This window comes from Roseicyclus sp. (assembly GCF_052168335.1).
Taxonomy (GTDB): domain Bacteria; phylum Pseudomonadota; class Alphaproteobacteria; order Rhodobacterales; family Rhodobacteraceae; genus Roseibacterium.
Genome location: NZ_JBQLZP010000607.1, coordinates 1 through 17738 on the forward strand (window position 1 = coordinate 1; position 17738 = coordinate 17738).

Annotated in this window: 16 protein-coding genes; 6 read left to right on the forward strand and 10 right to left on the reverse strand. The window is 69.3% G+C overall.

The window, feature by feature from the left end; translation table 11 throughout:
• Positions 1-193, reverse strand: a 193-nt coding sequence (locus ACTS11_RS18640; protein ID WP_442641787.1) for a hypothetical protein, incomplete at its 3' end; no start/stop codon positions are given.
• Between the two features lie 126 nt (positions 194-319).
• On the opposite strand from ACTS11_RS18640, the gene moaA reads away from it, so the two are divergent.
• The gene (gene moaA / locus ACTS11_RS18645; protein ID WP_442641788.1) at positions 320-1330 is read left to right on the forward strand and encodes a GTP 3',8-cyclase MoaA; all 1011 of its coding nucleotides are present in this window, start codon (positions 320-322) and stop codon (positions 1328-1330) included.
• Between the two features lie 4 nt (positions 1331-1334).
• On the opposite strand, the gene ACTS11_RS18650 is transcribed toward moaA, so the two are convergent.
• The 8 genes from ACTS11_RS18650 to ACTS11_RS18685 form a co-directional block, all read right to left on the reverse strand.
• The gene (locus ACTS11_RS18650) at positions 1335-1928 is read right to left on the reverse strand and encodes a hypothetical protein (protein ID WP_442641789.1); all 594 of its coding nucleotides are present in this window, start codon (positions 1926-1928) and stop codon (positions 1335-1337) included.
• A gap of 72 nt (positions 1929-2000) precedes the next feature.
• Positions 2001-3248 (reverse strand): META domain-containing protein, encoded by a 1248-nt coding sequence (locus ACTS11_RS18655; protein WP_442641790.1) that lies wholly within the window; start codon positions 3246-3248, stop codon positions 2001-2003.
• An 84-nt stretch (positions 3249-3332) separates the two neighbouring features.
• Complete coding sequence (locus tag ACTS11_RS18660) at positions 3333-4016, reverse strand: tyrosine-protein phosphatase (protein WP_442641791.1); 684 nt, start codon at positions 4014-4016, stop codon at positions 3333-3335.
• 100 nt (positions 4017-4116) lie between these two features.
• Positions 4117-5280 (reverse strand): M20 aminoacylase family protein, encoded by a 1164-nt coding sequence (locus ACTS11_RS18665; protein ID WP_442641792.1) that lies wholly within the window; start codon positions 5278-5280, stop codon positions 4117-4119.
• A 19-nt stretch (positions 5281-5299) separates the two neighbouring features.
• Positions 5300-6466 carry a M20 aminoacylase family protein gene (locus ACTS11_RS18670; protein WP_442641793.1) on the reverse strand — a complete coding sequence of 389 codons (1167 nt, stop codon included), beginning with the start codon at positions 6464-6466 and terminating at the stop codon, positions 5300-5302.
• A gap of 10 nt (positions 6467-6476) precedes the next feature.
• The gene (locus ACTS11_RS18675) at positions 6477-7649 is read right to left on the reverse strand and encodes a M20 aminoacylase family protein (RefSeq protein ID WP_442641794.1); all 1173 of its coding nucleotides are present in this window, start codon (positions 7647-7649) and stop codon (positions 6477-6479) included.
• Positions 7649-8809, reverse strand: a complete 1161-nt coding sequence (argE, locus tag ACTS11_RS18680; RefSeq protein ID WP_442641795.1) for an acetylornithine deacetylase — start codon at positions 8807-8809, stop codon at positions 7649-7651. The genes ACTS11_RS18675 and argE overlap by 1 nt, the downstream gene beginning before the upstream one ends.
• 6 nt (positions 8810-8815) lie before the next feature.
• On the reverse strand, positions 8816-10642 hold the full coding sequence (locus tag ACTS11_RS18685; protein WP_442641796.1) for an ABC transporter ATP-binding protein: 1827 nt from the start codon (positions 10640-10642) through the stop codon (positions 8816-8818).
• Positions 10643-10906: 264 nt separating this feature from the next.
• Here ACTS11_RS18685 and ACTS11_RS18690 point away from each other — a divergent pair, with 264 nt between their 5' ends.
• From ACTS11_RS18690 to ACTS11_RS18700, 3 genes are all read left to right on the forward strand, one after another.
• A complete protein-coding gene (locus ACTS11_RS18690) occupies positions 10907-12622 on the forward strand; it encodes a peptide ABC transporter substrate-binding protein (protein WP_442641797.1) in 1716 nt (571 codons plus the stop codon).
• Positions 12623-12744: 122 nt separating this feature from the next.
• Positions 12745-13812: an ABC transporter permease gene (locus ACTS11_RS18695; RefSeq protein WP_442641798.1), complete on the forward strand. Its 1068-nt coding sequence runs from the start codon at positions 12745-12747 to the stop codon at positions 13810-13812.
• Positions 13805-14758 carry an ABC transporter permease gene (locus ACTS11_RS18700; protein WP_442641799.1) on the forward strand — a complete coding sequence of 318 codons (954 nt, stop codon included), beginning with the start codon at positions 13805-13807 and terminating at the stop codon, positions 14756-14758. The genes ACTS11_RS18695 and ACTS11_RS18700 overlap by 8 nt, the downstream gene beginning before the upstream one ends.
• Before the next feature lie 213 nt (positions 14759-14971).
• On the opposite strand, the gene ACTS11_RS18705 is transcribed toward ACTS11_RS18700, so the two are convergent.
• Positions 14972-15610 carry a TetR/AcrR family transcriptional regulator gene (locus tag ACTS11_RS18705; protein ID WP_442641800.1) on the reverse strand — a complete coding sequence of 213 codons (639 nt, stop codon included), beginning with the start codon at positions 15608-15610 and terminating at the stop codon, positions 14972-14974.
• A gap of 84 nt (positions 15611-15694) precedes the next feature.
• Between ACTS11_RS18705 and ACTS11_RS18710 the strand changes: the two genes are divergently transcribed.
• Together ACTS11_RS18710 and ACTS11_RS18715 are read left to right on the forward strand one after the other, a co-directional pair.
• Entirely contained in the window at positions 15695-16159 is a 465-nt protein-coding gene (locus ACTS11_RS18710) for a (2Fe-2S)-binding protein (RefSeq protein WP_442641801.1), read from the forward strand.
• A gap of 3 nt (positions 16160-16162) precedes the next feature.
• Positions 16163-17738, forward strand: a 1576-nt coding sequence (locus tag ACTS11_RS18715) for a molybdopterin cofactor-binding domain-containing protein (RefSeq protein WP_442641802.1), incomplete at its 3' end; no start/stop codon positions are given.

Below are 17738 nucleotides of genomic sequence, written 5' to 3' on the forward strand. Positions count from 1 at the left end.
CGCCGCCCGGCCGCACCTCGGGCCGCGGCGTGTCGGTGCCGGGGGCCATCGCCGCGGAGGGCTGCGCGCGGTCGCGCCCGAACCCCCCCTCGCCGCCGAAGAGCCCGCCACCACCGCCACCGCCGAAGATCGGGCCGCCGCCGCAGCCGGCGAGCGCAAGCAGGAGGGTCAGGGAAATCGCGTGTCTGGTCATGGCGCCGAGCCTAGGCCCTTTTGCCTGTGCCGATCAACATTTCCCTGCCGCAAGCGCCGGGGAGCGCCTGTCCCCGCATCGCGCGCCGGGCTTGCGGGCGGTGCCCGCGGTGCATACTCTTTGACCATGGAACGCGACGCCCCGCTCATCGACCCCTTCGCCCGCGCGATCACCTACCTGCGCGTCTCGGTCACCGATCGCTGCGACTTCCGCTGCGTCTATTGCATGTCCGAGAACATGCAGTTCCTGCCGAAAAAGGAGCTCCTGACGCTGGAGGAGCTCGACCGCATGTGCTCGACCTTCGTCCGGCTGGGCGTGCAGAAGCTGCGCATCACCGGGGGCGAGCCGCTGGTGCGGCGGGACATCATGACCTTCTTCCGCGCCATGTCGCGGCACCTCGAGAGCGGCGCGCTGAAGGAGCTGACGCTGACGACGAACGGCAGCCAGCTCGCGCGCTTCGCGGGCGAGCTGCACGCGCTCGGCGTCAGGCGGGTGAACGTGTCGCTCGACACGCTCGACGAGAAGAAGTTCGCGGACATCACGCGCTGGGGCCGCCTGCCGCAGGTGCTCGAGGGGATCGACACCGCGCAGGAGGCGGGCCTCAAGGTCAAGATCAACGCCGTCGCGCTCAAGGGCTTCAACGAGGACGAGCTTTTCGAGCTCCAGGACTGGTGCGCGTCGCGCGGCATGGACCTGACCTTCATCGAGGTCATGCCGATGGGCGATCTCGGCAACGAGGACCGGCTCGACCAGTACTGGTCGCTCAAGGACCTCCGCGCGCGGCTGGCCGAGCGCTTCAGCCTCGTCGACCTCGCCGAGCGGACGGGCGGCCCGGCACGCTACGTGCGGCTCGAGGAGACGGGCCAGAAGATCGGCTTCATCACGCCGCTCACGCACAATTTCTGCGAGAGCTGCAACCGCGTGCGGCTGACCTGCACGGGGCAGCTCTACATGTGCCTCGGCCAGGAGGACATGGCCGACCTCCGCGCGTCGCTCCGCGCCTCGAAGGACGACGCGCTTCTCGTGGACGCGATCCGCGCCGCCATCGGCCGCAAGCCCAAGGGGCACGACTTCGACTATTCCCGCCAGGAAGTGGCCGGCCAGATGAGCCGCCACATGAGCCACACGGGGGGCTGAGGGGTCAGCGGCAGGATGGCGGCGGCATCCCGATGTGACACGCCCGCGACCAGGCGAGCCCGGCGTTCCCCCTGCTGGCCGAAGTGAGGTCTCGCCGACAGACGAGCCTGCTCGTGACGTGGAAGTCCGCCGGAAATTCATTGCCACCTTCAATGATCTTCACGACGAGAAGCTTGTTGAAATTTCCGGAAAGCTTGACCTGGACGCGATCGGTTGAACTCTTGGGGCCGATGGTCTTGATCTCGACCCAATCCTTCCCGAGACGACCATCAGATCCACTCGTGTCCGGCTTCCGGTGCAGCCTGACTCCCCAAACCATCGCGCCGTACAACTCCCCAAGCGCGCCGTAGATGTTGAGGTGCCTGCCGGTGGTGTCGCGATACTCGGCTGCCGCTCGGGACAGTCGAATGAACTGCCGGATCACGGGAAGCTCAGCGTCGGGAAATCGTCTGCAGAGGCGGTCCTGCCACTCGAGTACGGGCAACAGGGCATCCATCGGCTCATCGGGGTCGATGTCGCCGAAGTCCTCGAACGCGATCCACTCACCGTCGCCTATCCATACGGCATTGTCCGGTCCGAGTTGTCCCATCCGTTCCATTCCCTGCCATCCGACACGAGCACTTGCAGGGAACAATGCGTGCATTTTGAGGCGTCAGGCAGAAATGCCCCTCTATTCCGCCCGCGCGCGGATCACCGGGCCCTCGGGCGTGTGGAGGATCAGGGCGCCGGTCTCGTCGAAGTCGTGACGGATGACGCGGGACAGCGCCTCGAAGAAGCGGCGTTCCTGCGTCATCAGCGCCTCGGGGCAGGCCATCATGGTCGAGCCCGCCTGCCCGAAGGACAGCCCCTCGCCCGTCAGCTCGTAGCCCGAGAACCAGCGGTTGCAGCCGCCCGAGCCGGCCACCCGGCCCTCCCGCCCGAAGAGGAGCGTCACGCGCGAGGCGTCGATGATGCCCTGCCCGTCGATGTCCTCGACCACCCATTCGCGCCCCGCAATCAGGTCGCGCGGGTCGCCGCCGCAGCCCCGTTCCACGTTGTCTCCCATGGCCATCTCCACGCTCTCGGGATAGGGCATTCCGCTCATGTCGTCGCGGCAGATGCCGTCGCGCCGCACGAGGACGACGCGGAGCGGCTGGTCGGGATGCCGCGCGTCGATGACGATGTCGCCCTCGGGCGTGAGCTCCGTCGAGAAGACCGGCAGGTCGAGATCCTCGAATCCCAGGCGGACCAGCAGCAGGCGGCCCTCGGCGACGTCGGCGCGCCAGAAGGGCTCGTTCCCGCGCGCGGTGTAGCCCTGCTCGCCCATGGGCAGGATCATGCGGCACTCGGGGAGTTGCGTTCCCGCCACCGAGGCGAGCGCGCCGTCGCCCCGGTTCCAGAACCATGTGCCGGGATCGTCCGGCGCCTCGTAGCGCGCGCCCGACGCGGCCTCGGAGGGCGCGAGGCGGATGCGCGCCTCGCCGGTGTCGAGGATCGCGTCCTGCCCGGCGAACCCCACGCGGAGGACGCGTTCGCCGCAGCGGAAGGCGGAGGTGAAGCCCATCGGCTCGAACGGGCGGAGCACGACCTCGCCGAGATCGACATCGTCGCTCCCGGCCTCGACGGCGATCGGCTGGCTCAGCCAGTTCACCCGTCCGCCGAGGGCGATCCCGACCCGCAGCGTCGCCTCCAGCCCCTCGGGGATGTCGAGCGCGAAGGGCAGCGGCACCTGCGCGCCCTCGGTCGGCTGGCGCAGCGCGGCGATCTCGCTCATGCCGAAGCCCGTCGCCTCGACCATCAGCACGGCCTCGGGCGGCAGCGCGATCCGCGCGAGGTAGATCGCCTGCCCGGCGATCTCGCGCGCCTCCTGCGCGGCGGAGGGCAGGACGGCCAGCGCGGCGAGCAGGGCGCCGAGGAACGGTGCGGGGCGCGGGATCACGGGGCGGTCCTCCTCGTTACGGGCATCGGTGGGAGACTACCGCGCGCGTCCCCGCATTTCACCGGCAAATGTCGCGCTCGGCAATCAAGAGGCGCCGCCCCGCCGAACGCGGAAGTCGCGGGCGACGGCCTCGGGGTCGTAGCGGCTGGCCACCCAGTCCGCGAAGGGCATCGCCGCGTCGCCGCCGTCCGCGCCGTAGGCGTCGAGCACGGCGCCGAGGACGCCCGCACGGCTCCCCCTGAGGTGGAAGAACCGGAAGGACAGCATCCGCCGCGCCACCGGCAGCGGCACGCCCTCGACCGCGAGGAGGTAGACAGCCGAGGCGAGGCCGGCCCGGTCGGCCCCCGCCTTGCAGTGGATGAGTAAGGGCCGCTCGATCCGCCCGAAGGCCTCGATCAGCGCCAGGAGCGAGGCGCGCGTCGGCGCCGCCTTGTCGCTCATGCCGACGACGTGGAGCGCGAGGCCCATCTCCTCGCACCAGAGCCGCTCGGTCGCGTTGTGGGCTGCGCCGGGGCTGTCGCGGAGGCTGAGGACCGAGCGCAGGCCCAGCGCCTTCAGCCGCCGCAGCCGCGCCTCGGTCGGGTGGTTCGAGCGGTAGACGCCCGGCGCGATCTCGGCCTGGTTGGTCCAGACCGTGCGTAGGATGCCGTGATCGAACCAGGCGTTGTAGATGCGGGCCTTGCGCCAGGTCTCGGCGTCCACCGGCGCGACGTTGAAATGCGCGCGCCAGCGGCGTTCGATCTCGGTGAGGCGGCGCAGGAGGGGCATCTGTCTGGCTGTCGGGTTCCGGGGCCCGTCGATGTCCCAGAAAACCGCGCCTCGGACAAGGGCGGGGCGCGACGGCCCCGCCCCTTCCGTGGCGTCGGCGTCACGCGGCGGGCAGGCGCCGCTCGACGATCTCGGCCCACCAGGAGCAGCCGGCGGGAATGACCTCGTCGTTGAAGTTGTAGAGCGGGTGGTGAACCATCGCCGTGTCGCCGTTGCCCACGAGAATGTAGGCGCCCGGCCGCGCGTTCAGCATGAAGGCGAAGTCCTCGCCGCCCATGACCTGGGGCGCCTCGGCGCAGTCGCCCGAGACGGCGCGGGCGACCTCTGCGGCGAACTCGGTCTGCTCGTCGGAGTTGATCATCACCGGGTAGTTGCGCTTGTAGTCGAGCTTCGCCGTGCCGCCGAAGGTGGCGGCGGTGCCCTCGACGATGGCCTTCATGCGGCTCTCGGCGAGGTCGCGGATGTCGGGGTCGAGCGTGCGGACCGTGCCCTTCAGCGTCACCGTCTCGGGGATGACGTTGTGCGCCTTCGAGCCGGTCTCGAAGCTCGTGACCGAGACCACGACCTGCTTGATCGGGTCGGCGTTGCGGCTCGCAATCGTCTGGAGCGCGAGGACCATGTGCGCGGCCATCACGGTCGTGTCGATCGTGTCCTGCGGCTTGGCCGCATGGCCGCCCTTGCCCTTGACGTGGATCGTGAAGAGGTCGGCGGCGGCGAAGAACGGGCCGGGCCGGATCGCGAACTTGCCCGCCTCGACGCCCGGCCAGTTGTGCATCCCGTAGACCTCGGAGATGTCCCAGCGCTCCATCATGCCGTCGTCGACCATCTCGCGGCCGCCGCCGCCGCCCTCCTCGGCGGGCTGGAAGATCACCGCCACGGTCCCGTCGAAGTTCCGCGTCTCGGCGAGGTACTTGGCCGCGCCGAGCAGCATCGCGGTGTGCCCGTCATGGCCGCAGGCATGCATCGCGCCCGGCGTCTTCGAGGCATAGGGCAGCCCCGTCTCCTCGTGGATCGGCAGCGCGTCCATGTCGGCGCGGAGGCCGATGGTCCGGCCGGAGGCGTTGGTCTTGCCCTTGATGATGCCGACCACGCCGGTCTTGCCGATACCCTCCACCACCTCGTCGCAGCCGAACTCCTTCAGCTTCGCGGCCACCATCGCCGAGGTGCGGTGCGTCTCGAAGAGGATCTCGGGGTGCTCGTGCAGGTCGCGGCGCCACTCGGTGATCTCGGGCAGCAACTCGGCGAAACGGTTCTTCACGGGCATCTTGTGGTCTCCTGTCTGTCTATTGGCTCGCCGGCATCCGTCTCTCGACGATCTCGGCGAAGAAGCTGCATCCGAAGGGGATGGCCTCGTCGTTGAAGTTGTACTTGGGGTGATGGCACATCGCGCTGTCGCCGTTCCCGAGGAAGAGATAGGCACCCGGACGCTTCTGCAACATGTACGAGAAGTCCTCGGAGGGCATGATCGGGTCGACATCGTCGGCCACGGAATTGGCCACCGCGCGCGCAGCGTCGACGGCGTATCCCACCGCGCCTGCATCGTTCACCGTGACCGGGTAGCCGGGGATCCAGTTCAGGGTCGCCGTGGCGCCGAAGGCGCTGGCCGTATCCTCCACCACGCGGCGGATGCGGCCTTCCATCAGCTTGCGGTCGTCGGGGTGGAGGCAGCGCACCGTGCCCTGCATCCGCGCGGTGTGCGCGATGATGTTGGACGCGCCCGAATCGGTGCGGAACGTCCCTACCGTCAGCACGACCGAGCGCAGCGGATCGACGCTCCGCGAGACGATGGAGTGCAGCGTCACGACGATCTGCGCGGCGACGAGCGTGGTGTCGACGGCCTTGTGCGGCTCGGCCGCGTGGCCGCCGAGGCCCGTCACGACGATCTCGAACTCGTCGGAGGAGGCCTGCAGCGGCCCCGGCCGCGTGACGATCGTGCCCACGGGGATTCCGGGCGCGTTGTGCATCCCGTAGACCTCGTCGATGCCGAAGCGCTCCATCAGCCCGTCCTCGACCATGGCGAGCGCGCCCGCGCCCCCCTCCTCGGCCGGCTGGAAGATGAGGACGACGTTGCCCTCGAAGTTCCGCGTCTCGGCGAGATACTTCGCGGCGCCGAGCAGCATCGAGGTATGGCCGTCATGGCCGCAGGCATGCATCGCGCCGGGCGTCTCGGAGGCATAGGGCAACCCCGTCTCCTCGTGGATCGGCAGCGCGTCCATGTCGGCGCGAAGCCCGATGGTGCGCGCGCCCGTGCCCTTCCCCCGGATCACGCCGACGACGCCGGTGCGGCCCACGCCCTCGACGATCTCGTCCACACCGAACTCGCGGAGCTTCTCGGCCACGAAGGCGGCGGTCTTGTGGACCTCGTAGAGGATCTCGGGGTTGCGGTGCAGGTGCTGCCGCCACCCGGCGATCTCGGGCAGCATCTCGGCGAAGCGGTTGCGGATGGGCATGGGAGCCTCCTCAGGCGGCGGGCATCCGGCGTTCGACCAGCTCCGCGAAGAAGGAGCAGCCGTAGGGGATGGCCTCGTCGTTGAAGTCGTAGGCGGGGTGATGCACGCCCGCCGTGTCGCCGTTGCCGACGTTGATGAAGGCGCCGGGCCGCGCGTTCAGCATGTAGGCGAAGTCCTCGCCCCCCATGCGCGGCGGACGGCCCCAGTGGACCTTGTCCGAGCCCGCGACGGCGCGCGCGATCTCGGCGGCGATCTCGGCGTTGGCATCGTGGTTCACCACGACCGGGTAGCCGCGCTCGTAGCGGAGGTGCGCCTCGCAGCCATAGGCCTCGGCGGTGGAGTGGATGAGGCGCGTCACGCGCTCCTCCGCCATGTCGCGCACGCCCGCGTCGAGGGTGCGGACGGTGCCGCGGATCAGCACCTCGGGCGGGATCACGTTGAAGGCCTCCGACGACGTGCGCAGCGTGCAGACCGAGACGACGATGTTCTTGATCGGGTCGGTGTTCCGGCTCGCCACGGTCTGCAGCGCCATGACCACGTTGCAGGCGGCGGGCGTCGGGTCGATGCACATGTGCGGCCGGGCGGCATGGCCGCCCTTGCCCAGGATCGTCACCTCGAACTCGTCGGCGGCGGCCATGATGGGCCCCGGGCTCACGCCGAACTCGCCCACGGGCAGACCCGGCTCGTTGTGCATCCCGTAGACCTCGCAGATGCCGAAGCGCTCCATCATGCCGTCCTTGACCATGAGCTCGCCGCCCCCGCCGCCCTCCTCGGCCGGCTGGAAGATCAGCGCGACGGTCCCGTCGAAGTTGCGGGTCTCGGCGAGGTACTTGGCCGCGCCGAGCAGCATGGCCGTGTGTCCGTCATGGCCGCAGCCGTGCATCTTGCCGGGCGTCTGGCTGGCATAGGGCAGGCCCGTCATCTCGGTCATCGGCAGCGCGTCCATGTCGGCGCGCAGGCCCACGCAATAGCCGCGGCTGTCGGTCTTGCCGCGGATCAGCGCGACGATGCCGGACCGCCCGATGCCGCTGTGGATCTCGTCCACGCCGAACTCGCGGAGCTTGGCCTCCACCAGCGCCGTGGTCTTCGGCAGGTCGAACAGGATTTCGGGGTTCATGTGGATCTCGCGCCGCCAGCCGGCGATCTCGGGCATGAGCTCCGCGAGACGGTTCTTGATGGGCATCACTTCTCCTGCAGCGTGTCGAGGAGGCGGTTCATGAACGCCTCCCCCTTCGTGAGTTCCTCGACGGCGAGCCATTCGTTGGGCTGGTGCGCCTGGGCGATGTTGCCGGGCCCGCAGACCACGGCCGAGATCCCGGCGGCCTGGAACTGCCCGGCCTCGGTCCCGTAGCTGACGACCTTGCTGCCGTTCTCGCCGGTCAGGCGGCGGACGAGCGCCTCGGCCTCGCCCTCCTCCTCGGCGGCGAGGCCGGGCACGTCCCACTTGGGGTTCGCGTCGATCCGCGCCTCGGGACGCACGGCCTTCATCCCCGCCTCGATCCGGTCGATCTCGGCCTTGATGCGGGCGGCCCACTCGGCGTTCGGCTCCTCCGGCACGCAGCGGGCCGACAGGACGAAGGTGCAGTCCTTGGCGGTGATGTTGTGCGCCGTGCCGCCCTGGATCATCCCGACATGAAGCGTCGTGTAGGGCGGGTCGTAGTCGCCGGCGGGATCGGCCTTGGCGGCGTTCTCCTCGTTCACGCGGTTCGCCCAGTCGATCAGGCGCGCGCCCTCCATGATGGCCGAGACGCCCTTGTAGGCGATGGAGGAATGGACCTCGTAGCCGCGGAAGTGCAGGTCGAAGCCGACGCCGCCCTTGTGACCGTTGACGATGCCCCACTCGGTCGGCTCGCCGATGATGGCGAGCGCGGCCTTGGGAAGATGCGTCGCCATCTTCTCGATCATCGGCGGCGCGCCGATGCAGCCGATCTCCTCGTCGCGCGAGAGGCAGAGCTGGAGGGGGCGGGTCACGCCGCGCCGCTGCGCCTCGACCGTGGCCCAGATGGCGAGCGCGTCGAAGCCCTTCATGTCGCAGCAGCCGCGCCCGATGAGCCTGCCGTCCTTCTCGATCACGGTGAAGGGGTCGCTGTCCCATTCCTGCCCGTCGACGGGAACCACGTCGGTATGGCCCGAGAGGACGACGGCGCCCGCGACCTCGGGGCCGACATGGGCATAGAGGCTCGCCTTGCGGCCCTCGGGGTCGTAGTCGCGGTGGCAGGCGATGCCGTGCTCGCCGAGATACGCCTCCACCCAGTCGACGAGGTCGAGGTTCGAGTCGCGGCTGACGGTGGGGAAGGAGACGAGCTTGTCGAGGAGTTGGCGCGGACTGAGGGGGTCTGGCATGGCAGTTCAGTATCCGCTGTCGGTGGTGAGGATGAGGTGGCCGGGCTCGACCTCCTCGTAGCGCGAGGGTTCGGGCACGTAGCCGATGGGATGGACGGGCGACGGGATCGGCTTGAAGTTCAGGTCCTTCTCGGCCTTCCGCCTGGCCGGGTCCGCGATGGGCACGGCCTTCAGCAGGGCCTGCGTGTAGGGGTGCTGGGGGTTCTCGAAGATGCGCGCGCGCGGCCCGATCTCGACGATGCGCCCCAGATACATGACGCCGACCATGTGCGAGACGCGCTCGACCACGGCCATGTCGTGGCTGATGAAGAGGTAGCTGAGGCCAAGCTCGGCCTGAAGCTCCATCATCAGGTTCAGCACCTCCGCCTGCACCGACACGTCGAGCGCCGACACCGCCTCGTCGGCGATGATGAGCTTGGGGTTCAGCGCGAGCGCGCGGGCGATGGCGACGCGCTGGCGCTGTCCGCCCGAAAGCTCGTGGGGGTAGCGCGTCATGAAGTCCCTGGGCAGCCGCACCCGGTCGAAGAGCTTCGCGACACGGTCCCTCCGCTCGTCCGGGGGCACGTGCTCGAAGTTCAGCATCGGCTCCGCGACCTGGTGCGAGAGCTGCATCTGCGGATTGAGCGACGCGAACGGGTCCTGGAAGATCATCTGCATGTGGCGCCGGGCCTTGCGCAGATCCTGCGGGTTCAGCGCCATGATGTCGGTGCCGTCGAGATCGACCTTGCCCGAGAGCGGCTCGACCAGCCGCAGGATCGAGCGGCCCGCCGTCGACTTGCCGCAGCCCGATTCGCCCACGAGGCTGAGGGTCTGGCCCGCGTTGATCGTCAGCGACACGTCCTCGACCGCGTGGACGTTGGCCACCGTGCGGCGCAGCAGCCCGCCCTTCACGGGGAAGCGGGTGACGAGATTCTCGACCCGGAGCAGCACCCTGTCCGTGCCCGCGATGGGGCGGGGCGCGGGCGCGTCGGCCGGCGCGCTCATGAGCTTCATCGGCTCGGGCAGCGCCTTGCCCTGCATCTCGCCGAGCTTCGGCACGGCGGACAGAAGGGCCTGGGTATAGGGGTGCTGCGGATTGGCGAAGATCTCCTCGACCGGCCCCTCCTCGACCTTGCGGCCGCGATACATCACCACGACGCGGTCGGCGATCTGGGCGACCACGGCCATGTCGTGCGTGATGAACATGACGCTCGTGCCGGTCTCGCGCTTCAGCCGGTCGATCAGCGCGAGAATTTCCGCCTGGATCGTCACGTCGAGCGCGGTGGTGGGCTCGTCCGCGATCAGGATGCGCGGTTCGCAGGCGAGCGCGATGGCGATGACGACGCGCTGGCGCATGCCGCCCGACAACTCGTGCGGATACTGCTGGAGGCGGCGCTCGGGCTCGGGGATGCGGACCTGGCGCATGAGCTCGAGCGCGCGGGCGCGGGCCTCGCGCTTCGACATGCCCTTGTGGCGGATCAGCCCCTCGGTCAGCTGCCGCTCGACGGTGAATACCGGGTTCAGCGCGGTCATCGGCTCCTGGAAGATCATGCCGATCTCGTTGCCGCGGATGTCGCGCATCAGGCCGCTGTCGGCCTTGGCGAGGTCGATCGGCTCCTCGTCCTTGCGGTCGAACATGAGTTGCCCGCCCGCGATCGCGCCGCCCCCGTACTCGACGAGGCGCATCAGCGAGAGCGACGACACGGACTTGCCCGAGCCGCTCTCGCCGACGATGCAGACCGTCTCGCCCGCGCCGACCTCGAAGGACACGTCCTCGACGCCGACGATGGTGCCCGACTTGGTGTGGAATTCCACGCGAAGGTTGCGGACCTGCGCAATCGGCCGGTCGAGCATGTGTCCCCCTGTCCCTGGCTGGATGACCTCGTGACGCTATGACCGGAAAGCGGGTGCTGTCAAATGCCGCGACTGCTCAAATCGGAGGCATTCTCGCACGCCATCGGGCTTGCTTTTTGACGAGGTTGCGCGTTCGATGATCCGGGGCTGGACAATCGGGACGTGTCGTCCTGTCATCGCCCGGACCCGCATAACCATAAACTTCGGCCGACCGGCCGGCAGACATCACTGTCAAGGTGAGTTCAACAAGGAGATGAAGACCTCATGACCCGCAAAACCCTCCTGCTCGGCGCCGCGGCGCTGGCGCTGGCCCCCGCGGCCGCGCTGGCCGAGCGCGGCTCGTCCGGGCACCTCAACATCATCTACTGGCAGGCGCCCTCGACGCTGAACCCCTATCTCTCGGGCGGCACGAAGGAGATCGAGTCGGCCTCGCTGATCCTCGAGTCGCTGGCCCGCTTCGACGACAACGGCGAGATGGTGCCGTGGCTGGCCGCCGAGATCCCGACGCTCGAGAACGGCGGCGTCTCCGAGGACCTGACCTCGATCACCTGGACGATCGCCGACGGCATCACCTGGTCGGACGGCTCGGCGCTGACCGCCGAGGACTTCATCTTCACCTGGCAGTACTGCACCCATCCCGAGGGCGGCTGCGCGCAGCTCAGCTCCTATGACGGCGTGACCAACGTGGAAGCCGTGGGCGACAACCAGGTGCGCATCACCTTCGGCGCACCGACGCCCTTCCCCTACACCGCCTTCGTCGGTTCGGAGAGCCCGGTGATCCAGGCCGCGCAGTTCGCCGACTGCCTCGGTGCCCGCGCGCCCGAGTGCACGAGCGCCAACTTCGGCCCGATCGGCACCGGCCCCTTCGTGGTGGACGAGTTCCGCCCGAACGACGTGATCGAACTCTCGGCGAACCAGAACTACCGCAACCCCGAGCAGCCCTACTTCGCCACCGTGACCTTCCGGGGCGGCGGGGACGCAGCGGCGGCCGCGCGCTCGGTCTGCCAGACGGGCGAGTTCGACTACGCCTGGAACCTGCAGATCGACCCGCAGATCCTCGCCGACATGGAAGCCGAGGGGATGTGCAACGTCGTGACCGCGTTCGGCACCTCGGTCGAGCGTCTGCACCTCAACCAGACGAACCCCGACCCGGCGCTCGGCGACGTGCGCTCGACCGCGCAGGCGGGTCCGCACCCGTTCCTGACGAACCCGATCATCGGCCAGGCGCTGTCCATGGCGATCGACCGGGCCCTCATCGTGGAAGTCGGCTACGGCGCGGGCGGCCAGGCCACCTGCAACGTGCTCCCGGCGCCCGAGCTCTATGCCTCGACCGCCAATGATGCCTGCCTCACGCAGGATATTCCCGGCGCCATCGCGCTGCTGGACGAGAACGGCATCGTCGACACCGACGGCGACGGCGTGCGTGAGTACAACGGCGTGCCGCTGCGCATCGTCTACCAGACCTCGACCAACGCCGTCCGCCAGGACACCCAGGCGCTGATCCAGGCATGGTGGGACGAACTCGGCGTCGAGACCGAGCTTCGCAACATCGACGCGTCGGTCTTCTTCGGCGGCGATCCGGCCTCCCCGGACACGTTCCAGAAGTTCTACGCCGACATCGAGATGTACACGAACAACTTCGCCGGCGTGGACCCGCAGGCCTACATGGCGAACTGGGCCTGCGACGACTGGCCCCGTCCCGAGACCCAGTGGCAGGGCGCCAACATCCAGCGCTTCTGCATGGAGGAGTACGACGCCCTGATCGAGGAGCTGGCGCGCACCGCCGACCTCGAGGAGCGTGGACGTATCGCGCGCGAGATGAACGACATGATCGTCCAGGGCTACTCGATCATCCCGCTCGTCCACCGCGGCGGCGTCTCGGCCCATGCCGTCAGCCTCGAGGGCATCAGCATGTCCGACTGGGACTCGGAGCTGTGGAACATCGCCGAATGGCGCCGCACGCCCGGAATGGAGCGTTGATCCGCTCGCGCTAGATCAACGCCGTCACAAGCGGCCCCCGTCGCCAGCCGGCGGGGGCCGTTCCAGCGGAACGCCTCCCCCGGGACGGACATCCGCATGGACCCCCTCGCGAGGCGCACCCCATGATCACCTACATCATCCGGCGACTGATCCTTGCCGTGCCGGCGCTGGTCCTCATCAGCTTCATCATCTTCATGATCGTGAAGCTCTCGCCGTCGGACCCGACCGCCAACCTGCCGCTGACGATCCCGCCGGAGGTGCGCGAGCAGATCCGCGAGAGCCTCGGCGTGAACGAGCCGCTCGTGGGCCAGTACCTGCGCTGGGCCCGCATGATGTTCATCACCGAGCCCGCGATCATGCTCGAGGACGCGCTCTGCCGCGCGCCGCGCCTGCCCGACCGCACCATGCCCGAGGGCTGCATCCAGCTCGTGCCGCCGGACACCCCGCGCATCATCAGCTACCAGACGCGGAGCCCCGTCTTCGACCTCATCGCGATCTCGCTGCCGCAGACGCTGTGGGTCGTGGGAACCTCCTACATCATCGGCATCCTGATCGGCATGCCGCTCGGCATCATCTCGGCCTACAAGCAGTATTCGCTGGTGGACCAGGGCGCGACCTTCTTCTCGATGGTCGGCTTCTCGATCCCGACCTTCTTCACCGGAACCATGGCCATCATCATCTTCTCGGTCTGGACGCCGACGACCGCGTGGTGGTGGCTGCCCTCGAGCTACGACACGACCCACGTGGTGCGGGACTGGGACAGCTTCGTCTTCCAGCTCCAGCAGATGGTCATGCCGATGATGGTGCTCGGCCTCTACAACGCCGCGCAGATCAGTCGCTACATGCGCGCCTCGATGCTCGACAACCTCCAGCAGGACTACGTCCGCACGGCGCGCGCCAAGGGCATGGGCGAGCGGGTGGTCGTGCTCAGGCACGTGCTCAGGAACTCGCTGATCCCCGTGGTGACCGTCATCGCGCTGAACGTGCCGGCCGTCTTCGGCGGCGCGCTGATCACCGAGCAGGTCTTCCGCGTGAACGGCATCGGCTACCAGCTGATCCAGGCGATCCGGGGCGCCGACGTGCCGCTGGTCCAGACCATCAGCTTCATCTTCGCCGTGCTCGTGGTGACCTTCAACCTGATCGCCGACGTGCTCTACGGCATCCTGGACCCGAGGATCCGCTATGACTGACCGACCCGACGTCGTCGCCACCTCCGGAGCCACGCCCGCCGGCGCCGCCGGCGCCATCCTCTCGCACGAGCCCAAGAGCCAGTGGGCCGAGGCCTGGGTCCAGTTCCGCGCCCATCGCGGCGCCATGGCGGGGATGTTCTGCTTCGTCGCGATCATCCTCTTCGTGGCCATCGGACCCTGGCTCTGGCCGATCGACCCCGGCGAGCTCGACACCCGCAACCGCTTCGCGGCGCCGAGCCTCGCGCACCCGATGGGCACGATGCAGCTCGGCCAGGACGTCATGGCGCAGGTCATGTTCGGCGGGCGGATCTCGCTGGCCGTGGGCCTCGTCGCCATGGTCATCACGCTCTTTCTCGGCACGCTGATCGGGGTGCTCGCGGGCTTCTTCCGCTCGCTCGACGGGCTCCTGATGCGGCTAACGGACCTGTTCCTCGCGCTGCCGGTGCTGCCGCTGCTCCTCGTCATCATCATGCTCTTCCGCGAGCCGCTGTCGCAGCGCTTCGGCACCGAGGCCGGTATCTTCATCCTGATGGTGACGGTCATCGGCATCACCTCGTGGATGCCCGTCGCGCGGATCGTGCGGGGCGACATCCTCGCCATCAAGGAGCGCGAGTTCATCCTCGCCGCCCGCTCGATCGGCACGCCGTCGCGGCGGCTCATCACGCGGCACATCCTGCCCAACGTGCTCTCTCCGATCCTCGTCTCGGGCACGCTCGCCATCGCGAACGCGATCATCACGGAATCCGCGCTGAGCTATCTCGGCCTCGGCTTCCCCTCGGACTTCCCCACCTGGGGCAAGATCCTGATCGACGCGGTGCAGTACACCGAGCGCGCGCCCTGGATGGTGATCTTTCCCGGCATCCTGATCTCGCTGACGGTGCTCAGCGTGAACTACATGGGCGACGGCATGCGCGACGCGCTCGATCCGAGGATTCGCGGGCGCTGATCGTGCCCTCGTACGTCGCACGACGCGGATCGAGGGCCGCCTCGCCGATTGAGGTTTTCTCCTGTCCGCTCCGTTGCCCCCGGAGCATGTCCCGCGAGCGCTGAAGGCGTCCCCTTGCGTCCGGGCGCACCGTTCCCGACCCGCGCATACGGGGCCGCCGGGGGCCGGAAAAGCCGGCTTTTCCGGGCGGAAAACCTTCGTTTTCCGCCCCCCTCACGGCCGGAGGGCGCGTCCGAACATGCGCGCGAGCCTGTCCCGCGCCTCGAGGTAGTCCTCCCAGTCGAGGCCGGCCTGCTTCAACCCGTCGAGCGCGGCGAGCATCGCCCGCGCCGCGGCCTGCGGGTCGGGGCCGACGGCCTCGGGCGCGATCCGGCCCGCTGCCAGCCCGGCGACAAGCCAGTCTCCGTAGACACGCGCCAGCCGCGCATAGCCATCCGCCATGAGGTCGCGCGCGATGCCGTGCTTGGCCGACAGGAGCTCGTCCGCGTGCGGCGAGCGGTGCATCATCTCGGCGGCGTCTCCCATCTGCGCCTCGAAGGCCGCCGTCAGCGCCTCCACCGGATCGCCCTGCCGGGCGAGCGCCTCGGCGACCGCGTCGGCGGCCGCGGCGAAATAGGCCTCCATCAGCGCGTGGAAGATATCCTCCTTGTTGCGGTAGTGGAGGTAGAGCGCCGCCCGGCTCATGCCGGCGCGGTCCGCGATGTCCTGCATCGAGGTGCGCCGGAGCCCGAACTGGAGGAAGGCGCCATACCCCGCCTCGAGCACCGCCCAGGCGCGCGGATCGGCGACGCGGGCGCGAATGCGCCCGGTGAGGGGAAGGTCAGGGGCGGCGGCGGCATCCATGAAGGACATGTGACACCCGGTGTCGATTTTGTCAATTGACAGGCTGACACTCCCGCACCATTTTGTCAGAGGCCTTGCACGGGAGACCCAGCCATGGCGACGCGCCTGAGAGTGAACGGAACCCCACGCGACGTGGACCTGCCCGACGACGTGCCGCTCCTCTGGGTGCTGCGCGACGCACTCGGGCTCACCGGCACGAAATACGGCTGCGGCGTCGCGGCCTGCGGCTCCTGCACCGTCCATATCGACGGCGAGGCCGTGCGCTCCTGCCAGGTGGCGCTGGCCGATGTCTGGGGCGAGGTGACGACGATCGAGGCGCTGGGCACGGCCGACGCGCTCCACGCCGTTCAGGCGGCATGGGTCGAGCACCAGGTCGCGCAATGCGGCTACTGCCAGTCGGGGCAGATCATGCAGGCCGCGGCGCTCCTGGCCGAAACGCCCGACCCAAGCGACGACGAGATCGACGCCGCCATGGCGGGCAACCTCTGCCGCTGCGGCACCTATCCCCGCATCCGCGCCGCGATCCGCAGCGCCGCGCGCAGCCTGAGGGAGGCCTGAGCCATGGCGAACTGGGGCAGGATCGCGCGGCGCACCTTCCTGATCGGCTCGGCCGCCGTCGCGGGCGGGGTGGCCTTCGGCGTCTGGCAATACCGGCGCGATCTGCCGAACCCGCTGACGCCGGGCGAGGGCCAGGCGACGCTGAACCCCTGGATCATCATCGACCGCGAGGGCGTGACGCTGATCGCCGCCCGGGCCGAGATGGGTCAGGGCGTCTACACCACGCTGCCCGCGCTGGTGGCCGAAGAGCTCGACGTCGCCTGGGAGCAGATCCGCGTGATCCACGGCCCCGCCGCGCAGGCCTATTTCAACGCGGGCCTCATGTCGCACGCCCTGCCGATCAACGACTACGAACGGACGGGCTTTCACGAGGTCATGATCGAGGCGATGTCCGTGCTGCCCAAGACCATGGGTCTCCAGGTCACGGGGGGCTCGACCTCCACCCTCGACGCCTGGGAGCGGCTGCGCATGGCGGGCGCCACGGCGCGCGAGACGCTGAAGCGCGCGGCGGCCGAGCGGCTGAACATGGTCGTGGGCGCGCTCGGGACGCGGGACGGCAAGGTGATCGCGCCGGGCGGCATCGAGATCGCCTACGCCGACCTCGCCGAGGCCGCCGCCGCCATCGACCCGCCCCGCCGGGTGGAGTTGCGCCCGCCGTCGGAATGGCGCTTCCTCGGCCGCTCCATGCCGCGCCTCGACATGGTGGAAAAGGTCACGGGCACGGCCGAGTTCGGCATCGACGTACGGCTTCCGGGGATGAAGTTCGCGACCGTCCGGATGTCCCCCCGCCTCGGCGGCACGATGGAGCGTTTCGACGCCACCGAGGCGCTGGCCATGCCGGGGGTGGAGCGGGTGATCGACCTCGGCACCGGGATCGCCGTCGTCGCCACCAACACCTGGCTCGCCTTCCGCGCGGCGGAGGCGGTGGACGTGACCTGGGGCCCCGCCCCCTACCCCGCCACCAGCGACGAGATCATGGCGACGATCCGCGCCAGCCTCTACGACCCGCCGAACTCCACCCTGCGGGACGACGGCGACGTGGAGGGGTTCGAGATCTCGGGCGACGACCGGGTGATCGAGGCGGAGTACACCGTGCCCTTCCTCGCCCACGCGACGATGGAGCCGATGTCGGCCGCCGCGCTATACACAGGCGACGCGCTGGAGATCTGGACGGGCAGCCAGTCGCCCGGCTTCGCCGAGCGGGCGGCGGCGGCGGCCGTGAGCCTCGACCCCGAACAGGTCACCTGCCACGTCACCTATCTCGGCGGCGGCTTCGGGCGGCGGGGCGAGGTGGACTATGCCGTCCTCGCGGCCCGCGTCGCGGCGGAGATGGAAGGAACGCCCGTCCAGGTCACCTGGTCGCGCGAGGAGGACATGCGCCACGACTTCTACCGCCCCGCCGCCGCCGCACGAATGCGCGGCGTGATCCGGGGCGGCTTCGCGCAGGGTCTCGACGCGCGCGTGGCCGCGCCCTCGGTCACGCGCCAGTCGATGCAGCGCCTCGCCGGCGGCAGCGCGCCCGGCCCCGACAAGGGCCATGTGGAGGGGATCTTCAACCAGCCCTACGCGATCCCCAACT

Bases quoted from the DNA above. Each gene is read 5' to 3' on its own strand.
- argE (WP_442641795.1), bottom strand. From the start codon at position 8,809: ATGCCAGACCCCCTCAGTCCGCGCCAACTCCTCGACAAGCTCGTCTCC.
- ACTS11_RS18685 (WP_442641796.1), bottom strand. From the start codon at position 10,642: ATGCTCGACCGGCCGATTGCGCAGGTCCGCAACCTTCGCGTGGAATTC.
- ACTS11_RS18650 (WP_442641789.1), bottom strand. From the start codon at position 1,928: ATGGAACGGATGGGACAACTCGGACCGGACAATGCCGTATGGATAGGC.
- ACTS11_RS18710 (WP_442641801.1), top strand. From the start codon at position 15,695: ATGGCGACGCGCCTGAGAGTGAACGGAACCCCACGCGACGTGGACCTG.
- ACTS11_RS18670 (WP_442641793.1), bottom strand. From the start codon at position 6,466: ATGCCCATCCGCAACCGCTTCGCCGAGATGCTGCCCGAGATCGCCGGG.
- moaA (WP_442641788.1), top strand. From the start codon at position 320: ATGGAACGCGACGCCCCGCTCATCGACCCCTTCGCCCGCGCGATCACC.
- ACTS11_RS18690 (WP_442641797.1), top strand. From the start codon at position 10,907: ATGACCCGCAAAACCCTCCTGCTCGGCGCCGCGGCGCTGGCGCTGGCC.
- ACTS11_RS18695 (WP_442641798.1), top strand. From the start codon at position 12,745: ATGATCACCTACATCATCCGGCGACTGATCCTTGCCGTGCCGGCGCTG.
- ACTS11_RS18665 (WP_442641792.1), bottom strand. From the start codon at position 5,280: ATGCCCGTGAAGAACCGTTTCGCCGAGTTGCTGCCCGAGATCACCGAG.
- ACTS11_RS18675 (WP_442641794.1), bottom strand. From the start codon at position 7,649: ATGCCCATCAAGAACCGTCTCGCGGAGCTCATGCCCGAGATCGCCGGC.
- ACTS11_RS18700 (WP_442641799.1), top strand. From the start codon at position 13,805: ATGACTGACCGACCCGACGTCGTCGCCACCTCCGGAGCCACGCCCGCC.
- ACTS11_RS18660 (WP_442641791.1), bottom strand. From the start codon at position 4,016: ATGCCCCTCCTGCGCCGCCTCACCGAGATCGAACGCCGCTGGCGCGCG.
- ACTS11_RS18705 (WP_442641800.1), bottom strand. From the start codon at position 15,610: ATGTCCTTCATGGATGCCGCCGCCGCCCCTGACCTTCCCCTCACCGGG.